Source organism: Streptomyces sp. NPDC056734 (assembly GCF_042790455.1).
Classification (GTDB): domain Bacteria; phylum Actinomycetota; class Actinomycetes; order Streptomycetales; family Streptomycetaceae; genus Streptomyces.
The window spans coordinates 58,839-80,621 of record NZ_JBHTZD010000018.1; the positions used below are offsets into that span (position 1 = coordinate 58,839).

Annotated in this window: 19 protein-coding genes and 1 riboswitch; of the genes, 10 read left to right on the plus strand and 9 right to left on the minus strand. The window is 73.7% G+C overall.

Annotated elements, in window-relative coordinates; all coding sequences use genetic code 11:
* Positions 1-44: 44 nt before the first annotated feature.
* Genes ACFRFC_RS26495 through thiO form a run of 3 tightly spaced genes read right to left on the minus strand, consistent with a single transcriptional unit; the run spans position 45 to position 2,194 of the window.
* Positions 45-839: a thiazole synthase gene (locus tag ACFRFC_RS26495; protein WP_382692092.1), complete on the minus strand. Its 795-nt coding sequence runs from the start codon at positions 837-839 to the stop codon at positions 45-47.
* 3 nt (positions 840-842) lie between these two features.
* Positions 843-1,055 carry a sulfur carrier protein ThiS gene (gene thiS / locus ACFRFC_RS26500; RefSeq protein WP_382692093.1) on the minus strand — a complete coding sequence of 71 codons (213 nt, stop codon included), beginning with the start codon at positions 1,053-1,055 and terminating at the stop codon, positions 843-845.
* Positions 1,052-2,194 (minus strand): glycine oxidase ThiO, encoded by a 1,143-nt coding sequence (gene thiO, locus ACFRFC_RS26505; protein WP_382692094.1) that lies wholly within the window; start codon positions 2,192-2,194, stop codon positions 1,052-1,054. The genes thiS and thiO overlap by 4 nt, the downstream gene beginning before the upstream one ends.
* 96 nt (positions 2,195-2,290) lie before the next feature.
* A riboswitch (TPP riboswitch) is annotated at positions 2,291-2,402 on the minus strand.
* 52 nt (positions 2,403-2,454) lie between these two features.
* Between thiO and ACFRFC_RS26510 the strand changes: the two genes are divergently transcribed.
* The 6 genes from ACFRFC_RS26510 (at position 2,455) to ACFRFC_RS26535 (ending at position 7,649) form a co-directional block, all read left to right on the plus strand.
* Positions 2,455-2,802: a hypothetical protein gene (locus ACFRFC_RS26510; RefSeq protein WP_382692095.1), complete on the plus strand. Its 348-nt coding sequence runs from the start codon at positions 2,455-2,457 to the stop codon at positions 2,800-2,802.
* A gap of 157 nt (positions 2,803-2,959) precedes the next feature.
* On the plus strand, positions 2,960-4,135 hold the full coding sequence (locus ACFRFC_RS26515) for an NAD(P)/FAD-dependent oxidoreductase (protein ID WP_382692125.1): 1,176 nt from the start codon (positions 2,960-2,962) through the stop codon (positions 4,133-4,135).
* Positions 4,136-4,309: 174 nt separating this feature from the next.
* Positions 4,310-4,675, plus strand: a complete 366-nt coding sequence (locus tag ACFRFC_RS26520) for an Rv2175c family DNA-binding protein (RefSeq protein ID WP_382692096.1) — start codon at positions 4,310-4,312, stop codon at positions 4,673-4,675.
* A 217-nt stretch (positions 4,676-4,892) separates the two neighbouring features.
* On the plus strand, positions 4,893-5,540 hold the full coding sequence (gene thiE / locus ACFRFC_RS26525; protein WP_382692097.1) for a thiamine phosphate synthase: 648 nt from the start codon (positions 4,893-4,895) through the stop codon (positions 5,538-5,540).
* Positions 5,541-5,703: 163 nt separating this feature from the next.
* On the plus strand, positions 5,704-6,627 hold the full coding sequence (gene metF / locus ACFRFC_RS26530) for a methylenetetrahydrofolate reductase [NAD(P)H] (RefSeq protein ID WP_382692098.1): 924 nt from the start codon (positions 5,704-5,706) through the stop codon (positions 6,625-6,627).
* Positions 6,628-6,683: 56 nt separating this feature from the next.
* The gene (locus tag ACFRFC_RS26535; protein ID WP_382692099.1) at positions 6,684-7,649 is read left to right on the plus strand and encodes a hypothetical protein; all 966 of its coding nucleotides are present in this window, start codon (positions 6,684-6,686) and stop codon (positions 7,647-7,649) included.
* Positions 7,650-7,728: 79 nt separating this feature from the next.
* Here the strand turns inward: ACFRFC_RS26535 and ACFRFC_RS26540 are convergent, their stop codons facing one another.
* Together ACFRFC_RS26540 and ACFRFC_RS26545 are read right to left on the minus strand one after the other, a co-directional pair.
* The gene (locus ACFRFC_RS26540; protein WP_382692100.1) at positions 7,729-9,222 is read right to left on the minus strand and encodes a phytoene desaturase family protein; all 1,494 of its coding nucleotides are present in this window, start codon (positions 9,220-9,222) and stop codon (positions 7,729-7,731) included.
* A gap of 503 nt (positions 9,223-9,725) precedes the next feature.
* On the minus strand, positions 9,726-10,382 hold the full coding sequence (locus ACFRFC_RS26545; protein WP_382692101.1) for a TetR/AcrR family transcriptional regulator: 657 nt from the start codon (positions 10,380-10,382) through the stop codon (positions 9,726-9,728).
* 216 nt (positions 10,383-10,598) lie between these two features.
* Between ACFRFC_RS26545 and ACFRFC_RS26550 the strand changes: the two genes are divergently transcribed.
* The 3 genes from ACFRFC_RS26550 (at position 10,599) to ACFRFC_RS26560 (ending at position 13,625) form a co-directional block, all read left to right on the plus strand.
* Positions 10,599-11,153: an SAV_6107 family HEPN domain-containing protein gene (locus tag ACFRFC_RS26550; RefSeq protein WP_382692102.1), complete on the plus strand. Its 555-nt coding sequence runs from the start codon at positions 10,599-10,601 to the stop codon at positions 11,151-11,153.
* Between the two features lie 1,028 nt (positions 11,154-12,181).
* A complete protein-coding gene (locus ACFRFC_RS26555) occupies positions 12,182-12,943 on the plus strand; it encodes a class I SAM-dependent methyltransferase (RefSeq protein ID WP_382692103.1) in 762 nt (253 codons plus the stop codon).
* A gap of 286 nt (positions 12,944-13,229) precedes the next feature.
* A complete protein-coding gene (locus ACFRFC_RS26560) occupies positions 13,230-13,625 on the plus strand; it encodes a DUF3040 domain-containing protein (protein WP_382692104.1) in 396 nt (131 codons plus the stop codon).
* Between the two features lie 209 nt (positions 13,626-13,834).
* Here the strand turns inward: ACFRFC_RS26560 and ACFRFC_RS26565 are convergent, their stop codons facing one another.
* The 4 genes from ACFRFC_RS26565 to ACFRFC_RS26580 form a co-directional block, all read right to left on the minus strand.
* Positions 13,835-16,360, minus strand: coding sequence for a transglutaminaseTgpA domain-containing protein (locus ACFRFC_RS26565; RefSeq protein WP_382692105.1), 2,526 nt, complete (start codon positions 16,358-16,360; stop codon positions 13,835-13,837).
* Entirely contained in the window at positions 16,357-17,727 is a 1,371-nt protein-coding gene (locus ACFRFC_RS26570) for a DUF58 domain-containing protein (RefSeq protein ID WP_382692106.1), read from the minus strand. The genes ACFRFC_RS26565 and ACFRFC_RS26570 overlap by 4 nt, the downstream gene beginning before the upstream one ends.
* Positions 17,727-18,755, minus strand: a complete 1,029-nt coding sequence (locus ACFRFC_RS26575) for an AAA family ATPase (protein ID WP_382692107.1) — start codon at positions 18,753-18,755, stop codon at positions 17,727-17,729. The genes ACFRFC_RS26570 and ACFRFC_RS26575 overlap by 1 nt, the downstream gene beginning before the upstream one ends.
* A gap of 257 nt (positions 18,756-19,012) precedes the next feature.
* Entirely contained in the window at positions 19,013-19,561 is a 549-nt protein-coding gene (locus tag ACFRFC_RS26580; RefSeq protein ID WP_382692108.1) for a beta-class carbonic anhydrase, read from the minus strand.
* 615 nt (positions 19,562-20,176) lie between these two features.
* Here ACFRFC_RS26580 and rsmH point away from each other — a divergent pair.
* Positions 20,177-21,136: a 16S rRNA (cytosine(1402)-N(4))-methyltransferase RsmH gene (rsmH, locus tag ACFRFC_RS26585; protein ID WP_382692109.1), complete on the plus strand. Its 960-nt coding sequence runs from the start codon at positions 20,177-20,179 to the stop codon at positions 21,134-21,136.
* Positions 21,137-21,783: the final 647 nt, after the last annotated feature.

Genomic DNA, 21,783 nt, shown 5'->3' on the forward strand with positions numbered 1-21,783 from the left:
GGGGCAGGCGGCGCGCGGGGCGCCGGCCGTCAGAACGCCGGCCGTCAGAACGCCGGACGTTCCGGGTCCAGGTCCGCCCGCCCGGCCGTCGGTGAGGACGCCTGCGCGAAGTGGCGTTTCGGGATGCGGCCCGCGCGGTGGGCGAGCCGGCCCGCCTCCACCGCGTGCCGCATGGCGTCGGCCATCAGCACCGGCTCCTGCGCGCGGGTGACGGCCGAGGCGAGCATCACGCCCGCGCAGCCCAGCTCCATCGCGAGGGCCGCGTCCGAGGCCGTACCGGCGCCCGCGTCCAGGATCACCGGCACACGCGCGTGCGCGACGATCAGCTCGAAGTTGTGCGGGTTGCGGATGCCGAGGCCGGAGCCGATCGGCGAGCCCAGCGGCATGATCGCCGCGCAGCCCGCGTCCTGGAGCTTGCGCGCCAGCACCGGGTCGTCGTTGGTGTACGGCAGCACCGTGAACCCGTCGTCGACCAGGGTCTCGGCGGCCTCCAGCAGCTCGATCGGGTCCGGCAGCAGGGTGCGCTCGTCGGCGATGACCTCCAGCTTGATCAGATCCGTGCCGAGCGCCTCGCGCGCGAGGCGGGCGGTGAGCACGGCCTCGCCCGCCGTGAAGCAGCCGGCCGTGTTGGGCAGCACCCGGATGCCGAGCTTCTCCAGCACCGACAGCACCGAGCCGTGCACACCCGGGTCGATCCGCCGCATCGCGACGGTCGTCAGCTCCGTACCGGACGCCACCAGCGCGCGTTCCAGCACATCGAGGCTGGGCGCCCCGCCGGTGCCCATGATCAGCCGGGAGGTGAAGGACGTACCAGCGAGGACGAACGGGTCGTCGGCCATGGGTCAGCCTCCTTGGACGGCGGTGAGGACTTCCACGCGGTCGCCCTCGGCCAGGGTGGTCCGAGGCCACTGCCCGCGCGGGACGACGGTTTCGTTGAGAGCGGCGGCGACCCCCGAGGGTGCCGGGGTGAGGGCGCGCACCAGCGCGTCCAGCGCCGTGCCATGAGCCACCTCGCGGGGCTCGCCGTTGACGGAGATCGTGACAGACAGGCTCATACGGGCTGCTCCGTGAGTGCGCCGGCGGTGAACCGCCGGGGGGTGAACGGACGGGCTTCCTCGGGGAGTTCCCCGGTCACCAGGGCGTGCGCCAGCGCGTCGCCGGTGACCGGGGTGAGCAGCACGCCGTTGCGGTAGTGCCCGGTCGCCAGCAGCAGGCCGGGCAGGCCGGTCGGGCCGAGCAGCGGCGCGTTGTCGGGGGAGCCGGGCCGCAGTCCCGCGCGGGTCTCGGTCAGCGGCAGCTCGGTGATGCCGGGGATCAGCTCATGGGCGTCGCGCAGCAGCTCGTACACGCCGCCCGCGGTCACCGTCGTGTCCCAGCCCAGTTCCTCGCTGGTCGCGCCGACGACGAGTTCGCCGTTCTCGCGCGGCACCAGGTAGACGTGGCTGCCGCGCACCACCGCGCGGACGGTCCGGCTCAGGAAGGGCGCGTACCGCGGGGGCACGGTCAGCCGCAGCACCTGCCCCTTCACCGGCCGCACCGGAGGGCGTACGGCGTCCGGGACGCCCGCCAGCCGCCCGCTGAGGCTCCCGGCGGCCAGCACCACCTGCCCGGCGGCCCGCTCGGCCCCGTCGCGCGTGACCAGGCCCGTGACGCGGTCCCGGGCCACTGCCAGCCGTTCGGCCCAGGTGCGGTGAAAGACCACCCCGGCGCGCTCGCAGGCCGTCACAAGGGCCGCCGCGAGCCGCCTCGGGTCGATCTGGTGGTCCCCGTCGACCCGCAGGCCGCCGCGCACCCCGGGGGCCAGCATCGGCTCAAGCCGGCGGCAGTCCCGCCCGGACAGCCACTCCGACTCCAGGCCGGACCGCTGTTGCAGGGCGTGCAGTTCCCGCAGATGCGCGCGGTCGTCGGTGTCCAGCGCGACGGCCAGCGTGCCGCAGCGGCGGTAGCCGAGATCCTGGCCGGTGAGATCGGTCAGCTCGGCCGCGAACTCCGGATAGCGGCGGGCCGAGGCCAGATTGAGGCCGAGCAGGGTCTGCTCGCCGTGGTGCAGTTCCGTGACGGCGGCGAGCATCCCGGCCGCCACCTGGACGGCCCCGCCGCCGGGCGCGGGATCCACCACGGCCACGGCGAGCCCGCGCTGTGCGGCCCGCCAGGCCGTGACCAGCCCGATGACACCGCCCCCGACGACGAGCACATCGGGATGGCCCGGAGGCGTGCGCGTGACGGATGCGTGCGTGACAGCTGTGTTCGTGACGGTCGTGTTCGTGACAGTCGTGCGTGTGACGGACGACACGGGCGTTCAGCCCCTCCCTTCGCCGGCATGACCCGGATCAGGTTCGTACGGTCGGAGGCCGCCAGCCTCCCTCTCAGCCCGGTGCGTCCGGGCTCCCGCGAGTGCTTTACGTTGGGCAGCCTAGCCCTTGGATCCACGCCTCTGTAAGGGAGCCCGCCCCGATGCCCCGGTCGCTGGACGGTCTGGTCCTCGCCCCCGTCACCGATCAGGCCCCAGGTCAGGTGGGTACCCGGACCCGGTTCACCTACCACGAGAAGGACGGCGAGATCTGGGCCGCGTACACCGGTGGCGAGGTCGTCCGCGGGTTTCTGACCGGCACGCGCGCGGGCGACCGGCTGGACTTCCGGTACGTCCAGCTCAAGACCGACGGGACGACGTCCGGCGGGCACTGCGTGTCGGCGGTGACCCTGCTGCCGGACGGGCGGGTGCGCCTGCTGGAGACCTGGGAGTGGGAGTCGCAGCCGGGGAGCGGGACGAGCGTGGTCGAGGAAGTGCCGCACGCGGGGTAGGTGAAGGGTGTGGGGCGGGTGTACGGGTGTGCGGGACGTCACGCGGGCGGACCGGCTGACTGACGCATTGTCAGGTGCGTAAGGTGATCGCGTGAGCGTGGACAGAGAGCAGACGGCGGCGCCGGGGCCGCGGCACGTGGTCGTGGTGGGCGCCGGGATGGCCGGGGTGCAGACCGCGGTGGCCCTGCGCGAGCAGGGTTTCACCGGCACCGTGACGCTGATCGGCGCGGAACCCCATCAGCCCTACGACCGTCCGCCGCTGTCCAAGGCCGTGCTGCTCGGCAAGGCCGAGGACTCCGCCTTCGAGGTCGACTTCGAGTCCCTCGGCATCGAGCTGCACCTCGGCCGCGAGGCCACCGGCGTACGCCCCGCCGACCACGAACTGGACACCGAGGCCGGGCCCGTCCCGTACGACGTCCTGGTGCTGGCCACCGGCGCCGAACCGATCCGGCTTCCCGGCGCGGAGGGCGTGCCCGGGGTGCATCTGCTGCGCACCCTGGACGACGCCGCCCGGCTGCGGCCGGTACTCGCCCGCCAGCACGACATCGTGGTGGTCGGCGCGGGCTGGATCGGCGCCGAGTTCGCCACCGCCGCGCGCGAGGCGGGCTGCGCGGTCACCGTCGTGGAGGCCGCCGACCGGCCGCTCGCCGGTGCGCTGCCCGCCGAGGTGGCCGCGCCGATGACCGGCTGGTACGCCGACAGCGGCGCCGCCCTGCGCACGCACGCGCGCGTGGAGCGCGTCGAGCCCGGCGCGGTCCTCCTGGACGACGGCACGCGCGTTCCCGCCGGGGCCGTCGTCGTCGGCATCGGCGCCCGGCCCGCCACGGCCTGGCTGACCGGCTCCGGCATCGACCTGGGCGCCCACGGCGAGGTCCTCGCCGACGACCGGCTGCGCGCGTCCGCGCCCGACGTCTACGCGGTCGGCGACTGCGCCTCCTTCCCGTCCGCGCGCTACGGCGAGCGCCTGCTGATCCACCACTGGGACAACGCCCTCCAGGGGCCGCGCACGGTCGCCGCGAACATCGTCGACGGCGAGCGGTCCGACGCCGTCTACGACCCGGTGCCGTACTTCTGGTCCGAGCAGTTCGGCCGCTTCGTGCAGTACGCCGGGCATCACGCCGCCGCCGACAGCACCGTGTGGCGCGGCGATCCGGCGGGCCCGGCGTGGTCCGTCTGCTGGCTGCGCGAGGGCCGGCTGATCGCCCTGCTGGCGGTGGGCCGCCCGAGGGATCTGGCCCAGGGACGGCGGCTGATCGAGGCGGGGACGGCGATGGACCCCCACCTGCTGCCCGACCCGACACAGCCGCTGAAATCGGCGACGCTGGCGGGCTGAGGCGGGCGGGAACGGGTCGCCGCGGGGGGCGCGGGCCGGTCCGTGGGTCACCCGCGCGGGACGCCCCTCGGTGGCCTCACGGTGGCGTCCGGGCGACGTCGGAGCGCCCTTTGGGCCGACGGGCGGACGCGCCTCGGCTACCGGCTGTCAGTCCCAGATGGCAGTCTTGGTGACGTGACCGAGATTGACGCAAAGATCGATGCTCTCGTCCCTGGCTGGCTGACCCTCCCCGACATCGCCGAACAGTTCGGCGTCGAGGTGACCCGCGTGCGCCAGCTGGTCAAGGACGGCCAGCTGATCGCCGTACGCCGTGGTGAGAACCGCGCGCTGCACGTCCCCGCCGCTTTCATCGACGGGGACAAGGTGGTCAAGGGCCTGTCCGGCACCTTGACACTGCTGCGGGACGACGGCTTCACGGTCGAAGAGATGCTGGAGTGGCTGTTCACCCCCGACCCGACCCTGCCCGGCACCCCCGCCCAGGCACTGAGCGAGAATCGTGGTACGGAGGTGAAGCGGCGCGCCCAGGCGCTCGCCGTCTGATCCGGACGAGCACGCCGAGCTGACCATATGTCCGGCGTACGGGCCGCGGGTCCCGTGCGGCCACGGCCGCACGGGCGCGCGGACCGCGCAGGTCACGGTCCGTGACCGCCGGTGCGGCCCGCGATGGCCGCCGGCGGCCGACGGCCCGTACGCCACGAGTACCTACGGCGCCCGCCCGGTGCGGGCGCCGCCCATCGACCTCCCGGGGGACCCCTTCATGGCCGACAGCGCACACGAGCGGCTCGCCGACGCCCGGCTGTATCTGTGCACGGACGCGCGTAAGCGGCAGGGCGATCTGCCGGAGTTCCTGGACGCCGCGCTGGCCGGCGGCGTCGACATCGTGCAGTTGCGCGACAAGGGCATGGAGGCCGCCGAGGAACTGGAGCACCTCGCGGTGTTCGCCGAGGCCTGCGCGCGGCACGGCAGGCTCCTCGCCGTCAACGACCGCGCGGACGTCGCCCACGCCGCCGGGGCGGACGTCCTCCATCTGGGACAGGGCGATCTGCCGGTGCCCGCCGCGCGCGCGATCCTCGGCTCCGGTGTCCTCATCGGCCGCTCCACCCACGCCGGACCCGAAGCCGCCGCGGCGGCCGTCCAGGACGGCGTGGACTATTTCTGCACCGGCCCCTGCTGGCCCACCCCCACCAAACCCGGGCGGCACGCCCCCGGCCTCGACCTGGTGCGCTCCACGGCCGCGCTGGGCACGGACCGTCCGTGGTTCGCCATCGGCGGCATCGACCTGGGCAATCTGGACGAGGTGCTGGCGGCGGGCGCCCGCCGGGCCGTGGTGGTCCGGGCGATCACCCAGGCGGACGACCCGGGAGCGGCGGCGGCGGAGTTCGCCCGGCGGCTGCGGCAGGTCTGACGTGGATCTGGGGGAGCCATCGGGTGGAAAACGGCCAAAGGCGGCGCGGCTTTCGGCCGGGGCGGGTCGGCCGTGTGTCCAAGGGATGGACGGCAACCCGGCAAATCGGGCAAATATCCAGGCTCCGGTTGGGTGCCCGGCGGGCCGCCACTAACCTGCGGGTATGGCCCTCGGAACCGCGTCCACCAGGACTGACCGCGCACGCACCGTGCGTGACATGCTCGCCGCCGGCAAGAAGACGTACTCGTTCGAGTTCTACGCGCCGAAGACCGCCAAGGGCGAGCGGAGCCTGTGGAACGCGCTGCGCAGGGTCGAGGCGGTCGCCCCCGACTTCGTCTCCGTGACCTACGGCGCCGGTGGCTCCACCCGGGCCAGCACGGTCAGGGAGACGGAGCAGATCGTCGCCGACACCACACTCACCCCGGTCGCCCATCTCACCGCCGTCGACCACTCCCTCACCGAGCTGCGCAATGTCATCGGCCAGTTCGCCGACGCCGGCATCCGCAACATGCTCGCGCTGCGCGGCGACCCGCCCGGCGACCCGATGGGCGACTGGATCGCCCACCCGCAGGGCGTGACGTACGCCGCCGAGCTGGTCCGGCTGATCAAGGAGTCCGGGGACTTCTGCGTCGGCGTCGCCGCCTTCCCGGAGATGCACCCGCGCTCCCTCGACTGGGACAGCGACGTCGCCCACTTCGTCGACAAGTGCCGCGCGGGCGCGGACTACGCCATCACGCAGATGTTCTTCCAGCCCGAGTCCTACCTCCGGCTGCGCGACCGGGTCACGGCCGCGGGCTGCGCGACGCCGGTGATCCCCGAGGTCATGCCGGTCACCAGCGTCCGGCAACTCGAACGCCTTCCGAAGCTCAGCAATGCTCACCTTCCGTCCACTTTCAAAGACCGGATCCTCACAGCGAAAGACGATCCGGCGGCTGTACGCTCCATTGGCATCGAGTTCGCCACGGAGTTCTGCGCGCGACTGCTGGACGAAGGCGTCCCAGGACTGCACTTCATCACGCTCAACAACTCCACGGCGACGCTGGAAATCTACGAGAACCTGGGCCTGCACCATCCTCCGCGGGTCTAGACCGGTCGCACTCGCGTACGACACACTGCGTAGCGGCCACAGGGAGAGGGGCGTACATGGGCTGGACGGTCCTCTACATCGCGTTCGGCATCGTCGCGTTGTGGCTGCTCGGTGAGGTGCTGTTGCAGTACAAGGCCCGGTTGCGCTGGCGGCTGCTGGCGTTCGGCGGCTTTCTCGGGGTCGTCGTCGGTGTGCTGATCCCCTCGGTCGTGGTGATCGGGCTGGGCGCCGCCGCGTTCGCGGTCGGACAGACCTACGTCACGCTGTCGTTCCGCCGCGGCTTCGCGGCCGGCTGGGCGGTCAAGGGCCGCGGCCCGTACGGCAGCAAGCGCCGCCGCGGTGAAGCCGAGCACCAGGACCCGACCCTGGAGGTCTCCGACCTGGAGGCCGACGCGTACGGCGAGTCCGACCGGCTGCCCGGCGAGTTCCCCGGCGAGGAGCGCGCGGCCCACGCCCAGCAGCTCGACGACTTCGAACGCGACGATGTCTTCACCCCGGCCCGCCCCCTCGACCCCTCGGCCGCCGAGACCACCGCGGTCTACGAGCCCCAGCCGCTGCCCGACGACACCGGCTCCTACGGGGTGTACGCCGACACCGGCGCCCACGCGGGCCCGCAGCAGCCCCAGGACCAGTACGCGGCCACCGCCCAGAGCGCGGACCAGGGCTACGGCTACGAGGGCTACACCGGCTACGACCAGCAGCAGTACGGCTACGACACGGGCGGCCAGCAGCCCTACGCGCCCTACTCCGACCCGTACATCGGCCAGGCGTACGGCTCCGGGGCCGGCTACGACGCCAACGGCTACGGCCAGCAGCCCTACGATCAGCAGGGCTACGGCCAGGACCAGTACGGCACCGGCTATCCCGACGCCACCCCGCCCGGCGGCGTCTGGGTCCCCCAGCAGCGCAACACCGACGACCCCTACGGCGGCGAACTCCCGCCGGAGCAGCCGTACCCGTACCAGGGGGACGGCCAGCCGCAGGGCAACAACAACTCGTACGACGAGCGCTACCGCTTCTGAACCGGCGGAGCGCCATTGCTTCCGCCCCGGCGGGTTCTTTGTCGCTGCCGGTCAGCGGTCGCCGATCACCGCTCACCGATCACTGTGAGCCGCGGAAGTCGGCTCCTTCCACGATCAGACCCGCCACCAGGGCGCCCGACATCCCCGCGTGCGGGAGTCCGCCGCCGGGGTGGGACCAGCCCCCGACGGTGAACAGGCCCGGCAGGGCGGTGGAGTTGGCCGGGTGCAGCAGCCGCCCGTCCGCCGCCGCCAGGGCCGGTGCCGGGATCGCGCCGTCCGCGACGCCGGTGGCCTCGGCGATGTCGGCCCGCGTGCGGAGCTCCTGCCACAGCAGCCGGTCGCGCAGCCCGGGTATCGCCCGCTCGGCGACGGAGATCAGCCGCCGGGAGGCGGCCCCGGAGTCCTGCGCGCCGCCCGCCGGGACGGTGGCGGTGAGGGTGATCGCCTCATGACCGGCGCCGGGCGCCGACGCCGGGTCGTCCGGGCGCAGCACGGTGACGGTGAGCCCCGCCTCCGACACGGGCGCCGGGCCGAAGACGGCCGCCAGCTCCGCGTCCCGGTCCTGGGCGTGCACCACCGTGCGATGTGCCGTGCCCTCGGGGCGCCCGCCGCGCAGGGCGAGCAGCACGGTCAGCCGGCTGGGCAGCCCGCGCTGCGGGGGCACCGCCCCGGCGGGCGGCCGGGCCACGCCGGCCATCCGGTCCAGCACCCCGGGAGCGACCCCGGCGACCACGAAGTCCGCCTCGGCCACCGCTCCGTCGGCCAGCTCCACGCCCGCCGCGCGGCCGTCCTTCTCCAGCACCCGGGTGACCTCGGCGCCGAACCGGAACTCCACCCGGCGGGCCAGGCACCGCTCGTACACGGCACGGGCCAGCTCACGCATGCCCCCGCGCACGTACCACGTGCCGAAGGCGTGCTCCATGTACGGCAGCACGGCCGCGCTCGCCGGGGCCGTGCGCGGATCCAGGCCGTGCGCGAGGGCGTGGCTCTCCAGCAGTGCCGCCAGCCGGGGCTCGCGCAGCTCCCAGGCGCCGACCTCGGCGAGCGTCCCGGCGCGGCGGGTGCGCAGCACGCGCTTGTGCGGCACCGAGGGATAGGGCTCGCGCTCGGCCAGCACCCGCCAGTCCGGCCACAGCGGCTCCTCCAGGAGCGGTCGCCGGGTGCGGTCCCATGCCTCGCGCGCACGGATCAGGAAGTCTCCCCAGCGTCCGCCGGCGCCCGCCCCCAGCGCCGCGTCCAGGGCGGCGACCACGCCCGCGCGCGAGGCGTTCGGCAGCGCGACCGACGTGCCGTCCGCGAACAGGTGCCGGGACGACGGATCGACCTGGACCAGCTCGACGCACCCCTCCAGCGCCTCTTTCCCGGTCTTCAGGAACAGATCGCGGTAGACCGCGGGGAGCGGCAGCAGGCCCGGCCCGGTGTCGAAACGGAAGCCGTCCCGCTCGTACCGGCGCACCGCACCGCCGTACGTCTGCGCCCGCTCGTACACCGTCACCCGATGGCCCGCGATGGCCAGCCGCGCGGCAGCCGCCAGCGCGCCCATCCCGGCGCCGATCACCACAATCCGTGCCATGCCAGTGACTGTATCGGCCCCCACCGACAACGCCCCCGCAGGGCCGTTCGGGTGACCCGTCCCACCCCGGGGGAGTACGGACACGGAGGCGATCGTGACCAGGGGGACACGGTGCGTCCTGGGGGCGGGTGCGCAGAGCTGAGTATCCGTACCTAGGCACGGAGATGAGTAGCCGCGCGGATGGGCCCCGACCTGCGCGAACGAGAGAGTGGAGCCACGGAAAGGGGCCAGGCGCCGGTACCGCCGACACGGGGCGGCGGAACGGCGCCGCCCTGGACCGCTCCTTCCGTCGGCCCGGGTCGGCGGGAGTGAGGCACGGGGGGAAACCCAGGGGGACCGCCCGCACGGTGGTCCAACGGGGGGAACGGGGAAGAGGGGGAAACCGGGGGAACGGGGGATAGGGGGGATCGGGGGAACGCGAGGAAGCGTCGGTTCGGTGGTGGCCCGTGGGGGACGTGGCCGGCTCGGACCGGCGCTTCCTCGCGTTCCGACGTTCCCGGCCGCTACGCGCGCGTGCCTCCCTGCTGTGCGTCAGGGACGCCCGCCCATCGGCCCTGGAGCAGCCGGGACAGGGCCGCGTGGACATCGTCAAGGGAACGTTCCGGCTGGAAGGCCCGCCAGTCCAGGGCGGCCACCAGGACCATGCCGACCAGCGCGGCGGCGGTCAGCGGGACGTCGATCTCGTCGCTGAACTCACCGCTGTCCACCCCGCCGCGCAGCACGTCCTCGACCACGGCCACGGCCTGCTTGCGCACCACCACGAGGGTGGCCTGCCAGGCCCGGTTGGTGCGCCACAGCTCGGCCACGTACAGCTGGGTGAAGGCGGGGTGCTCGGCGATGAACGCGAGGCCCGCGCGGATCATCCCGTCCAGGGCGTCCGCCTGGGAGCCACCCTCGCGCGCGTTGCGTGCCGCGGCCTCCTTCAGGGACGCGGTGAGCAGGCCCACGCCGTGCCGCAGCAGCTCCTCGAACAGGACGGACTTGCTCGCGAAGTTGTAGTAGACCGTCCCCTTGGCGACCCCGGCCCGCTCGGCGATCTCGTCGACCGTGGTGGCCGAGAAGCCCTGCTCGGCGATGAGCGTGACGGCCGCCTCGTAGAGCTTCTGCCGTGTGGTCTCACGGCGTGACGCCGCCCCCGGTGTGGCACTGCTGCTTTCCATGGCACCGATTCTCACAGCACCCGGCCCCGGGGGACGCGGGAGGCGGGGGGCGGCTCCCGGCGCAGCCGGTCCAGCGTCCACACCTGTGTGCGGCGGGCCGACGGCCGCGCTGGCGATCGAGGCAAAACCCCAGGTCAGAACGGATTGTCAGTGGCATACCTCACGATGGAACACATACGGCCACAGAGCCGTCACACAGACGACAGGAGGTTCGTCATGGCCCACTCGTCCGCAGCCGCCGCCAGTCGGCGACGCGCCGCCGGCCCTGCCCCCTCACTGACCAACCCGGCGGGCGACGTACACCCCGTACTGCGCCGGGCCACGGCTCCGCCCGCCGCCCTCGACCTGCTGGCCCAGGCCCGTGCCGGACTCGGCGAGGCCGCCGTTCTGGAGACCCCCAACGAGCGGTACGCCACCGCTCACCTCGCCGCTCTGCGCACCGCCGCCGCCGTGCTGGCGGCGCGGGGCCGTCCGGAGCCCGTCTCGCGGCGCCGGGCCCGTATCCGCAGTGCCTGGGAGGTGCTGCCCGAGATAGCGCCCGAGCTGACCGAGTGGAGCGCGCTGTTCGCCTCCGGCGCCCGGCGCCGCGCTCGTGCCGAGGCGGGCATCCAGGGCGCGGCCGGCCGCCGGGACGCCGACGACCTGATACGTGACGTGGCGATGTTCGTCCGCCTCGTCGAGCGCATGCTGGTGCTCCAGCCGGTCCTCCCGTCCCCTCGCCCGGACGCGGACGGGACGCCGGGGAGGACCGACATGCCGGACGCCGGATGACTCGGCCGTGGCTGCCTGCGGGGGTTCTTTCGGCGCCGGTTCCTTCGGCCCTTGCGCCAGTCTCGGCCTTCGGCGCGATTGCGGGGAGAGCGGGTGGGTGGGCGGTCCCGGCGGGTCCCGGGCGGGGGTGGCGGTGACGTCGGTGAAGGTCTCCCAGCCGCCGGTGACCGAGAGGGGCGTGGCGCCGGGCGTGGCGGCGGTGGCGGATCCTTCGCGGGCCTCGACCCGGCAGCCCTCCGCACCGCCGAGGGAACCGCCGGGCCTGCGGCCCGATCGCCGGTCCTGGAGGCGGCCCGGACCATCGCCTTCGGGGCAAGCCTCCGGACCGTGGTCCGGGCAGCGGCCCGATCGCCGGTCGGGGCAGTCTCCGATCCGTGGTCCGATCAGCTGCCGGGCGGCGGTCAGATCGCAGGACGGGACACCTGTCCGCCTCTGGGTCCGGATACCAGGCCCGATCGTCGGCCTGGGCACCCATCCCGGTGGTGGGCCTGGGCACCTTCCGTGATCGTGGGCGTGGGCACCTTCCGCGATCGTGGGCCTGGGTACGTACCTCGGCCGTGGACCCTCGTACGTACCCCGGCCGTGGACCCTGGTACCCGCCCCGGCCGTGGGCCCTGGTAGCCGCCCCGGCCGTGGGCCCTGGCACCCACCCCGACCCTCGGCCTGGCGCCCACCCGGGTGTCCGCCCGGCACCCACCCGACCCCCGGCCAGGACAGCCGCCCACCGCCGCTTCGATCACCATCTGCCCCACCCCCACCCCCGCCTCCGCATCCCTTGCCTCTCCCCCTGCCTCCGCATCGCTTGCTCTCCCCCCCGCTCCGCCTCCACCCCGCTGAGCCCCGCCCCGCACACCCGACGCGACGCATTCCGCAGGCCCGGTCCGGGACCGTGATGGCCTGGTCCGCTGGTGCAGGCAATAGGGTGGGTGGCGCCTGAAATGCCCTCCGCCCGGGAAGCCGCGGCCCGGAGGGCAGCCCGTTCGCTCCGCCGTTGCCACCGGCGGTGCCGCGCCGAGGAGTCAACTGCCGTGTCGGACCCGACTCGACCCCGCGCCTCCCTCCGTACCGCCGTGGTCTGGGAGGTCCTCCAGGACGCCCTGGACCGCCGGGTCAAGGCCACCGGCCGGGACGCGCTGGACGTCCTGGACACGGGGGGCGGCAGCGGCAACTTCGCGGTGCCCCTCGCCCGCCTGGGCCACCGGGTCACCGTCGTCGACCCCAGTCCCAACGCGCTGTTCGCGCTGGAGCGCCGCGCCGCCGAGGCCGGGGCCGCCGAACGGGTGCGGGGCGTGCAGGGCGACGCCCACGGCCTGTTCGACGTGGTCGAGCGCGGCGGCTACGACGCGGTGCTGTGCCACGGGGTGCTGGAGTACGTCGACGACCCCGCCGAGGGCGTGCGCAACGCCGTCGCGGCGCTGCGCTCCGAGGGCGTGCTCAGCCTGCTCGCCGCCGGGCTCGGCGGCGCCGTGCTGGCCCGTGCGCTCGCCGGGCACTTCACCGAGGCCAGGCAGGCGCTGACCGACCCGGACGGCCGCTGGGGCGCCGGTGACCCCATGCCGCGCCGCTTCACCGCCGAGCAGCTGGCCGCGCTGGTCGAGGGCGCCGGGCTGCGGGTCGGGGCCGTGCACGGCGTACGGGTCTTCGCCGACCTGGTGCCGGGAGTGCTGGTGGACACCGAGCCGGGGGCGGTGGACGCCCTGCTCAAGCTGGAGGCCGCGGCGGCCGAGCTGCCGGCGTTTCACGCGGTGGCCACGCAGCTTCATGTGCTCGGCGAGACCCAAGGGACCTGAGCGACCCGGGGCCACTGCCGTGACGCGTCGCTGATCAGGGCTTGAGCGTCGATGGAGTACGCCACAGGCCCCCCGATCGGGCGCTTGTCGCCGTATGATCGAGGGAGACCGCTCCGGCATGACGGGTCGGCCGCCGGGGAATGGAAACCTCAGCGGGCCGTGTCGCGCATGGCGGGATCCGGTTGGCCAATTGGCGCAGAGGGGCGGGTTTCACGGGGGCGATTCCCTGCCTATCCTGAAGGGACCCCCCGGGTCGCCCCGGCGACTGCACGATGAGGAGGATTCCGTGCCGCTCTCGGAGCACGAGCAGCGCATGCTCGAGCAGATGGAGCGAGCGCTGTACGCCGAAGATCCCAAGTTCGCGACAGCGCTTGAGGGAAGCGGGCTGCGCACGTATACCCGACGACGGGTCTACCAGGCGGTCGCCGGCTTCCTCGTAGGTATCGCGCTCCTCATGGCCGGAATGGTCGCCAAGCAGGTATGGCTCAGCGTGGTGGGATTCCTCGTCATGCTGGGATGCGCGGTACTCGCGGTGACCGGTTGGCGCAAGGCCCCCAGACCAGGTGAGCAGGCCGCCACCGGCCCCCAGGCCCGCCGTCAGGGGCGTCAAAAGCGTTCCATGATGGACCGAATCGAACAACGTTGGCAGCGCCGCCGGGACGAACAGCAGGGCGGCCAGTGATCCGCATGATCACTTCGATGTGAGCTTCTTCGGGTGAGGGGCCACCGTCATACGGACGGTGGTCCCTCACGCCTGTCCGGGCCCTCGCGCGCGCCAGGGCAGGGTGTGCCGCTCCCTGGCCCCGCTCCCTGGCCCCCGGGCCGGTCCCTCAGGAGTGGCGAAGGGCCCGAGCCGGTTTCCCGGTCTCGGGCCCTTCGGCGTGTGTCCGCTCAGCCGCCCCGCTGTCCCGACGCGGACGGCTTGGGCCTGCGGACCAGGGACGTCCAGCGCTCCGCCGTACGGACCCGTACGGTCGTGGCGCGGTCGGTCAGGGCCCAGACCGCCCGGATGGCCGAACGCGGGGCCAGCAGTGCCCGGAGCCGGGTGCGGCGCCCCGCCCGTGCGCGCAGGGCCAGGCGCAGCCGGCGGACATCGTCGGCGAGGCCCGGCGGGGCCTGCGGGTCGGGTGCGAACAGCACCTGCTCCACCGCGCCCGCGACCCGGTGCACCGACGCGGCGGCGTCGTCCGGCGGGACCGCCTCGTCCGCCTTGTCCGCCCCGTCCGCCTTGTCCGCCCCGTCCGTCTGGTCCAGCCGGCCCAGCCGGACGATCCGCGCGGCGGCCTTGCGGGGCGTGAGCGCGTCGTCGGGCAGGATGCCGTAGTCCCAGGCGGTGTCCGTCAGCTCCTGCCAGACGGCCAGCACATGACCGGTGGCCGCCGGACCACCCGGCGGCGCGTCCAGCCGGATCCCCGGGCCCGGCGCTCCGGGCGCCGAGGGGACGTGCTGCGCGGACGCCAGCCGCACGGCCCGGCGTCTGATCCGCCAGAACATCGGAGCCAGCGGTACGGCGACCACCGCCAGGCCCAGCAGCGTCCAGCCGAAGATCGGGAACCAGGGCGGCCCGCCGTCACCGGACCCGCCCGCGGCGCTCGGCGCCACGCTCTCGCACGACTGCGGGCTCTGCCCCGCCACCGCGCAGGTCGGGCTGCTCGACGGCTCCTGCGACGGCGCCGCCTGCGACGGCCGCGCGGGATCCAGCGGCTCGGGCACCGCCGCGCCGGGCACATCGGGCAGGGTGTACGACGGCGTCGTACCCCGGCTCGGGGTCGGCTCGAAGCGGGTCCAGCCCACGCCCTCGAAGTACAGCTCCGGCCAGGCGTGCGCGTCCCTCAGGCCCACCACCACCGAACCGTCCGCCTGCATGGTGCCCGGCGCGAAGCCCACCGCGATCCGGGCCGGGATGTCCAGCGAGCGGGCCATCGAGGCCATCGCGAAGGAGAAGTGGACGCAAAAGCCCCGCTTGTCCTCCAGGAACTGGGCGATCGCCTGCGATCCGCTGCCGACCTCGACCTCGGTGTCGTAGGTGAAGCCGCCGTTGAGCGCGAAGTACTCCTGGAGCCGGACCGCCTGCTCATAGGCGTTCGTGGCGCCCAGGGTGACCTCGCGGGCGGTCTGCTCGACGACCGGCGGCAGCGAGTCGGGCAGCTGGGTGTAGGCGCGCTGGAGGTCCGCCGGCGGCTCGGGCGCCTGCGCCAGCTGCTCCGCCGTGGGCTCCATTTCGAGGCTGGTCACCTCGTAGCTGATACCGCCGGTGTCCTGGCCGTGGTCGCCGACCAGGGTCATGCCCTCCGGCTCGTACCGCCACTGGCCGTCGACATCCACGGAGCTGGGCGGGTACGGCATCGGCAGCCAGTCCTGCTGGTACCCGTCGGCGGCCGTGATGCTGGTGGTCACCTCCGAGCGCGCCACGTCCGGAGCGAGACCGGGCGGGGTGGGCAGCTGGTCCGGGACCTCGACGATCTCCCGTTTGGCCGGCCGCCAGGTGGTGCCGTCGAATTCGTCCAGGGACACGATCCGCAGATACAGGTCGGACAGGTCCTGGGAGTCGGTGCGCAGGGTCAGGGCCGTACTGTCCTGGTCGACGTTGAGGCTGTCGCGCAGGGACACCAGGGGGTTGACCGCGGAGATCGTGCCCCCGCCCCCGTTGCCCGCGCCCACTCCGCCCCCGGCGTTCTCCAGCAGCCCGCCGTCCATCGCGGGCAGGCCCAGCGGCGCCACCAGGGCGATGCCGAGCGCTACCACGCCGATCCGCCGCCCGGAGCGCACCGGCGCCGTCGCGCCGCTCGCCTCCGGGGCGGGGCCGCCCGGCGGACGCGGACCGCCCGCGAAGACCCGGCCCCACTGGGAGAGCCGGTCGCGGCCCTCGGCCAGCAGCAGCATCAGATAGCCGGCCGCCGCGATCAGGAACCACACCCAGGAGCCGGAGCCGTCCGACAGCCCCGCGGCCACCGAGTACAGCGCCAGCAGCGGCAGCCCGGCCGGGGCCGCGCTGCGGAACGTCACCGCCACCACGTCCACCAGCAGCCCGATCACCAGCACCCCGCCGATCAGCATCAGCTCGATGCCGTCCGACAGCGGCGCCGGGATCGCGTACCGCTCGACGTCGTTGGTGCCCGCCTGGAGCAGGTCCGCGAAGTGCTGGAACGCCTGCGGGCCCGGTATCAGCCCGGCGAGCGCGTACTCCCGCGCGAAGACCAGGGTCAGCAGCACCAGCGAGACGAGCACCTGGGCGCCGATCGTCATCCAGCGGGCCAGCGGCACCCGCCGGGCCGCCATGCCCACCCCGGTCTGCGCGAGCAGCAGCAGCGCCGCCTCGAACAGCCAGCCCGGCGAGTCCACCAGCGGCAGCAGGGCACACGACGCCATCAGGGTGGCCGCCGCCGCCATCAGCGCCATCCGCGCACGCATGCTCACGACCAGCCCTCCCCGCCACCGGCCGCGGCCAGGCCGGTGCGCTCGCGGTCCGCCTGCCGCCACAGTTCGTCCAGCGGGGCGCCGCGCGGCACGCCCAGGGCCGTCCAGCCGGCCTCCCGCAGCATCCGCAGCCGCTCCTCACCCGCGCTCTGCGCGCCGGGCACGTCCGTCGGCTCGCGCGTCCAGGTGTCGCTGTCCAGCACGAAGGCGACCGCGCCGCCGGTGCGCTGGCGCATCCCGGCGGCCACCGCCGCCTGCTCCTCGTCGAGGTCGCCGAAGAAGGCGACCAGCAGCCCCTCGTTGCCGCCGCGCAGCACGTCGTAGGCGCGCGACAGGCCGTCGCCGTCGGAGTGGTCGATCACTGCGAGGGTGTCCATCATCAGCCCGGCCGCGTCCGCCGACTCCTGGCTGGCGCCCGCGAAACCGTCGGCGCCCTCGCCGGGCACCGAGTTGCCCGTGTCCGTCAGCAGCCGTACCGAGAAGCCCCGTTCGAGCATGTGGACCAGGACGGAGGCGGCGCCGGTGACCGCCCACTCGAAGGGCGCGTCGGGGCCCGCGCCCCGGTAGGCGAGACCGCGCGTGTCGAGCAGGACCGTGCAGCGCGAGCGCCGCGGCTGCTCCTCGCGGCGCACCATCAGCTCGCCGTAGCGGGCCGTCGAGCGCCAGTGCACGCGGCGCAGATCGTCGCCGTGGCGGTACCCGCGCGGGATGACGTCGTCCTCGCCGGCCAGCGCGACCGAGCGGTGCCGCCCGTCGCCGTACCCCTTCGCGTCGCCGGTCAGCCGCACCGGCGGCAGCGGCTCGACACGCGGGATGACGGTCAGGGTGTCGTACGTGGAGAAGGAGCGGGTCAGCTCGCACATGCCGAACGGGTCGGTCAGACGCAGCTGGAGCGGGCCCAGCGGATACCGGCCGCGCAGGTCCGAGCGGACCCGGTAGGACACCTCGCGGCGGCCTCCGGCCTCCACCCGGTCCAGCACGAAGCGCGGGCGCGGGCCGAGCACGTAGGGCACCCGGTCCTGGAGCATCAGCAGGCCGGTGGGCAGCCGGGAGACATTGTCCATCCGCAGATGGACCCGCGCCTCGGCGCCGGCGGGCACGCGCGCGGGGGAGAGCCGGCGGCTGCCCGCGACCCGGTAACGGGTGCGGTACAGCACGGCGGCGCACACCAGCGGCAGCACCGCGAGCAGCAGCCCGACCCGCAGCAGATCGTTCTGCCCGAGGACGTACGCGCACACGGCGGCGGCGATTCCGGCGGCCAGGAAGGAGCGCCCGCGGGTGGTGAGGCCGGCCAGGGCCGTGCGCACGCCGCCCTTGTCGCCGCGGTCGGCCTCCGGATGGCCCGCAGGCAGCCCCGCCGCGCTCATCACAGCCTCCGGGGCGACTGCCGGCCGTACCCGCCGCGGACCGGACCCGCGCCGTTGTGCTCGGGCGCGGCCGGGACCGGGGTGTGCTGGATGATCTCCTGCACGACCTGCTCGGCGGTGCGCCGGTTGAGCTGGGCCTGGGCGGTGGGCAGCAGCCGGTGGGCGAGGACGGCGACGGCCAGGGCCTGGATGTCGTCCGGCAGCGCGTACTCCCGGCCGCTCAGGGCGGCGGACGCCTTCGCCGCGCGCAGCAGATGCAGCGTCGCGCGCGGGGAGGCGCCGAGTCTGAGGTCGGGGTGCGTGCGCGTGGCGGCGACCAGGTCGACCGCGTAGCGGCGGACCGTGGCGGCGACATGGACGCCGCGCACGGCCTCGATCAGCTTCACGATCTCGTGCGCGTGCGCCACCGGCTGGAGGTCGTCCAGGGGGCTCACCCCGCCGTGCACGTCGAGCATCTGCAACTCGGCCTCGGGGCTGGGGTAGCCGATGGAGACCCGGGCCATGAAGCGGTCGCGCTGGGCCTCGGGGAGGGGGTAGGTGCCCTCCATCTCGACCGGGTTCTGCGTGGCCACCACCATGAACGGGCTGGGCAGTTGATAGGTCTGCCCGTCGATGGTGACCTGGCGCTCCTCCATCGACTCCAGCAGCGCCGACTGGGTTTTCGGCGAGGCGCGGTTGATCTCGTCGCCGATCACGATCTGCGCGAAGATCGCGCCGGGCTTGAACTCGAAGTCCTTGCGCTGCTGGTCCCAGATGGACACACCCGTGATGTCCGAGGGCAGCAGGTCAGGCGTGAACTGGATACGGCGCACCGAGCAGTCGATGGACCGCGCCAGCGTTTTGGCCAGCATGGTCTTGCCCACGCCGGGGACATCCTCGATCAGAAGATGTCCCTCGGCGAGCAGCACGGTCAGCGAAAGCCGTACGACCTCGGGCTTGCCCTCGATCACCGCTTCCACCGAGCTGCGTACCCGGTCCACGGTGGCAGTCAGATCTGTGAGGCTCGCTCGATCGTCATAGGTCGTCACCCGGCCCTCCTCGGCCCGTTCTTGTTGCCGGGCCGACGCTCTGCGATGCGATACCGGCCCACCCCAACCACGAACACCACGCGTGAAAAGTTCCGCGCGGCGCCACTACCGCATTCTTGTTGCCGTTACCGGTTCGTGTCACTCGACTGTGGACAACTGGCCGCGATATGCGGCGTTTGCTGCCCATTTGTGCACCACGGGACCGGCGATTCGGTAAAAACGACTACGGCGGTCCGTGGTCACGGCCTGCACGGCCGTCAGCCCGGGTCGATCTCCCGCAGCAGCCCGGACCGTACGTCGAACACGAAGCCGCGCACATCGTCGGTGTGCACCAGGAACGGTGAGGTCCGCACCCGCTGCATGGACTGCCGGACGTCCTGGTCGACGTCGCGGAACGCCTCGACCGCCCAGGCCGGGCGCTGGCCGACCTCCATCTCCAGTTCGTGCCGGAATTCCTCGGTCAGCGACTCCAGGCCGCAGCCGGTGTGGTGGATGAGCACCACGCTGCGGGTGCCCAGCGCGCGCTGGCTGATGGTCAGCGAGCGGATCACGTCGTCGGTCACGACCCCGCCCGCGTTGCGGATGGTGTGGCAGTCGCCGAGTTCGAGGCCGAGCGCCGCGTGCAGGTCGAGACGGGCGTCCATGCAGGCCACGACGGCGACCCGGAGTACCGGCCGGGCGTCCATGCCCGGGTCGGCGAACGCGGCGGCGTAGCTCTCGTTGGCTTCGACGAGCCGGTCCGTGACGGTGCCGGCCCGGGCTATGGTGCCCTCGGGGTCGGTGGGAACCGATGCAGAAGTCGTCATGCTTATGACGGTACTGGTCACGGGCGGTCCGGTCCTGTGGTGAGAGAGAACAAAGGACGTCATCGCGCCATGTTGTGAGCCGATACACAGGCGCGGTGTCGTGTGCGTTACCCGGTGTCCATCAGGCGTCCACCGTCCTTCGCCTGTCTCGCATACCTCCGCCCGTCCTCCGCGCGTTCCTTCCGCGTTCCCGATAGCGTCCCGCGCGCGTGGAGCACCTGTTCCGTGCGCCTGTCGTACGGCTCACCCGCGCGCGGGCTGTACCCTCCGCCGGACGGGTGATCTTCACCGGCGCAGCGCACGGGGGCACCGCCCGCCGCGACGCGCAGGCCGGTTGATTGACCGCGAGACACGGTGGACTAAAGTGACGCGAAGCGGGAGGCGAGGCTCCCTCTGCTGGACTGAAACCCCCTGGAGACCCCCGGTGACCTCGGTATTCACCGGCGGATCTCGCCACGTGCGCGGCACGTACGCACGGCTCGGCCTCCCTCCGCTCCCGGTCGGCTGACACTCCCCGGCGCCGGTCGGTCTCCCCTTCACCGGGAGCCCCCCAGCTCGCTGGGGGAGGGCGGGGACCCGGGGTGCGTACCGCCTCGCCGGATCTGAGAGGCCCCTGTGAGCAGCGAGAGTCGACATGTCCCGGTGATGCTCCAGCGCTGCCTGGACCTGCTGGCCCCCGCCCTGGAGGAGCCCGGCGCGGTGGTCGTCGACTGCACCCTCGGCCTCGGCGGGCACAGCGAGGCGCTGCTCGCCCGCTTCCCCGGGGCCCGGCTCGTCGCCCTGGACCGCGACAAGGAGGCGCTGCGGCTCTCCGGTGAGCGCCTCGCGCCCTACGGCGAGCGCGCCACCCTCGTCCACGCGGTCTACGACGAGCTGCCCGACGTACTGGAGAGGCTCGGCATCGCGCGCGTGCGGGGCGTTCTCTTCGACCTCGGCGTGTCGTCCATGCAGCTCGACGAGGCGGACCGCGGTTTCGCGTACGCCCAGGACGCGCCGCTCGACATGCGCATGGACCAGAGCACCGGCATCGGCGCCGCCGAGGTCCTCAACACCTACCCCCCGGGCGAACTCGTCCGCATCCTGCGCGCGTACGGCGAGGAGAAGCAGGCCAAGCGGATCGTCGGGGCGATCGTGCGCGAGCGCCAGAAGGAGCCGTTCAGCAACAGCGCCCGGCTGGTGGAACTCATCCGCGACGCCCTCCCGCAGGCCGCCAAGCGCACCGGCGGCAACCCGGCCAAGCGCACCTTCCAGGCGCTGCGGATCGAGGTCAACGCCGAACTCGGCGTCCTGGAACGCGCGATCCCGGCCGCGGTGGGGACCCTCGCCGTGGGCGGCCGGATCGCGGTCCTCTCCTACCAGTCCCTGGAGGACCGGCTGGTCAAGCAGGTTCTCGTGGCCGGCGCCGCCTCCACCGCCCCGCCCGGCCTCCCCGTCGTACCCGACCGCTACCAGCCCCGGCTCAAGCTGCTCACCCGCGGTGCCGAACTTCCCAGCGAGGAAGAGGTCGCCATCAACCGCCGGGCGGCCCCCGCACGCCTGCGCGCGGCGGAGCGCATCAGGGAGGACGTCGAGTGAGCCAGCGGAAGGGGCGGGGGCCTGCGGGGGGCCCGGGGGATCGCGTGGGCCGGGGGGTGCCTCCTGGCCGGGGCGGTCCGCCGGCTCAGGGTGCTGCCGCAGGCCGGGGCGGTATCTCAGATCGGGGTTTCACTGCGGCCCAGGGCGTTTTCTCGGACCGGGGTGCTACTGCGGTTCGGGGTGCTATCCCGGATCGGGGTGTCACTGCGGCCCGGGGTGGTGTCCCGGGTCAGGGCGTCACTCCGCGCCGGGGTGGTGACACCGACCGGAGGTTCGCTTCGGGCACGGGAGGTGTGTCAGACCGGAGGGCCACCACGGGCGCGGGCGGCACTTCACCTGGGCAGGGCCCCGCGCGTGGGCACTTCCGCGCGGGCCCGCGCCTCCTTGAGGGTACGCACGCCTGCGCATACGGGTGGCCCCGGGCGGAGCCGTGCCGCCTCGCGGAGAGGCATGCTTGCGTCGACTCGTGCCCTCGCGCGGTGCGTTCCCCCTCCACTGGCAAGCACGCTTGCGCGGAGCGGTGCCCTCTCGCGGAGAGGCATGCCTACGCCTACGGGTGCGCCCGCGCGGCGCGGTATCCGTCCACCGGCAGGTACGCCGACGTCGACCGGCGCCTCCTCACGGACAGGCACGCCTATGCCGACCCG

Coding starts and splice junctions, on each gene's coding strand:
- ACFRFC_RS26515 (WP_382692125.1), top strand. CDS start 2,960: ATGGCCGGGGTGCAGACCGCGGTGGCCCTGCGCGAGCAGGGTTTCACC.
- ACFRFC_RS26510 (WP_382692095.1), top strand. CDS start 2,455: ATGCCCCGGTCGCTGGACGGTCTGGTCCTCGCCCCCGTCACCGATCAG.
- thiS (WP_382692093.1), bottom strand. CDS start 1,055: ATGAGCCTGTCTGTCACGATCTCCGTCAACGGCGAGCCCCGCGAGGTG.
- ACFRFC_RS26535 (WP_382692099.1), top strand. CDS start 6,684: ATGGGCTGGACGGTCCTCTACATCGCGTTCGGCATCGTCGCGTTGTGG.
- ACFRFC_RS26495 (WP_382692092.1), bottom strand. CDS start 839: ATGGCCGACGACCCGTTCGTCCTCGCTGGTACGTCCTTCACCTCCCGG.
- metF (WP_382692098.1), top strand. CDS start 5,704: ATGGCCCTCGGAACCGCGTCCACCAGGACTGACCGCGCACGCACCGTG.
- ACFRFC_RS26570 (WP_382692106.1), bottom strand. CDS start 17,727: ATGAGCGCGGCGGGGCTGCCTGCGGGCCATCCGGAGGCCGACCGCGGC.
- ACFRFC_RS26580 (WP_382692108.1), bottom strand. CDS start 19,561: ATGACGACTTCTGCATCGGTTCCCACCGACCCCGAGGGCACCATAGCC.
- ACFRFC_RS26550 (WP_382692102.1), top strand. CDS start 10,599: ATGGCCCACTCGTCCGCAGCCGCCGCCAGTCGGCGACGCGCCGCCGGC.
- thiE (WP_382692097.1), top strand. CDS start 4,893: ATGGCCGACAGCGCACACGAGCGGCTCGCCGACGCCCGGCTGTATCTG.
- ACFRFC_RS26540 (WP_382692100.1), bottom strand. CDS start 9,222: ATGGCACGGATTGTGGTGATCGGCGCCGGGATGGGCGCGCTGGCGGCT.
- ACFRFC_RS26545 (WP_382692101.1), bottom strand. CDS start 10,382: ATGGAAAGCAGCAGTGCCACACCGGGGGCGGCGTCACGCCGTGAGACC.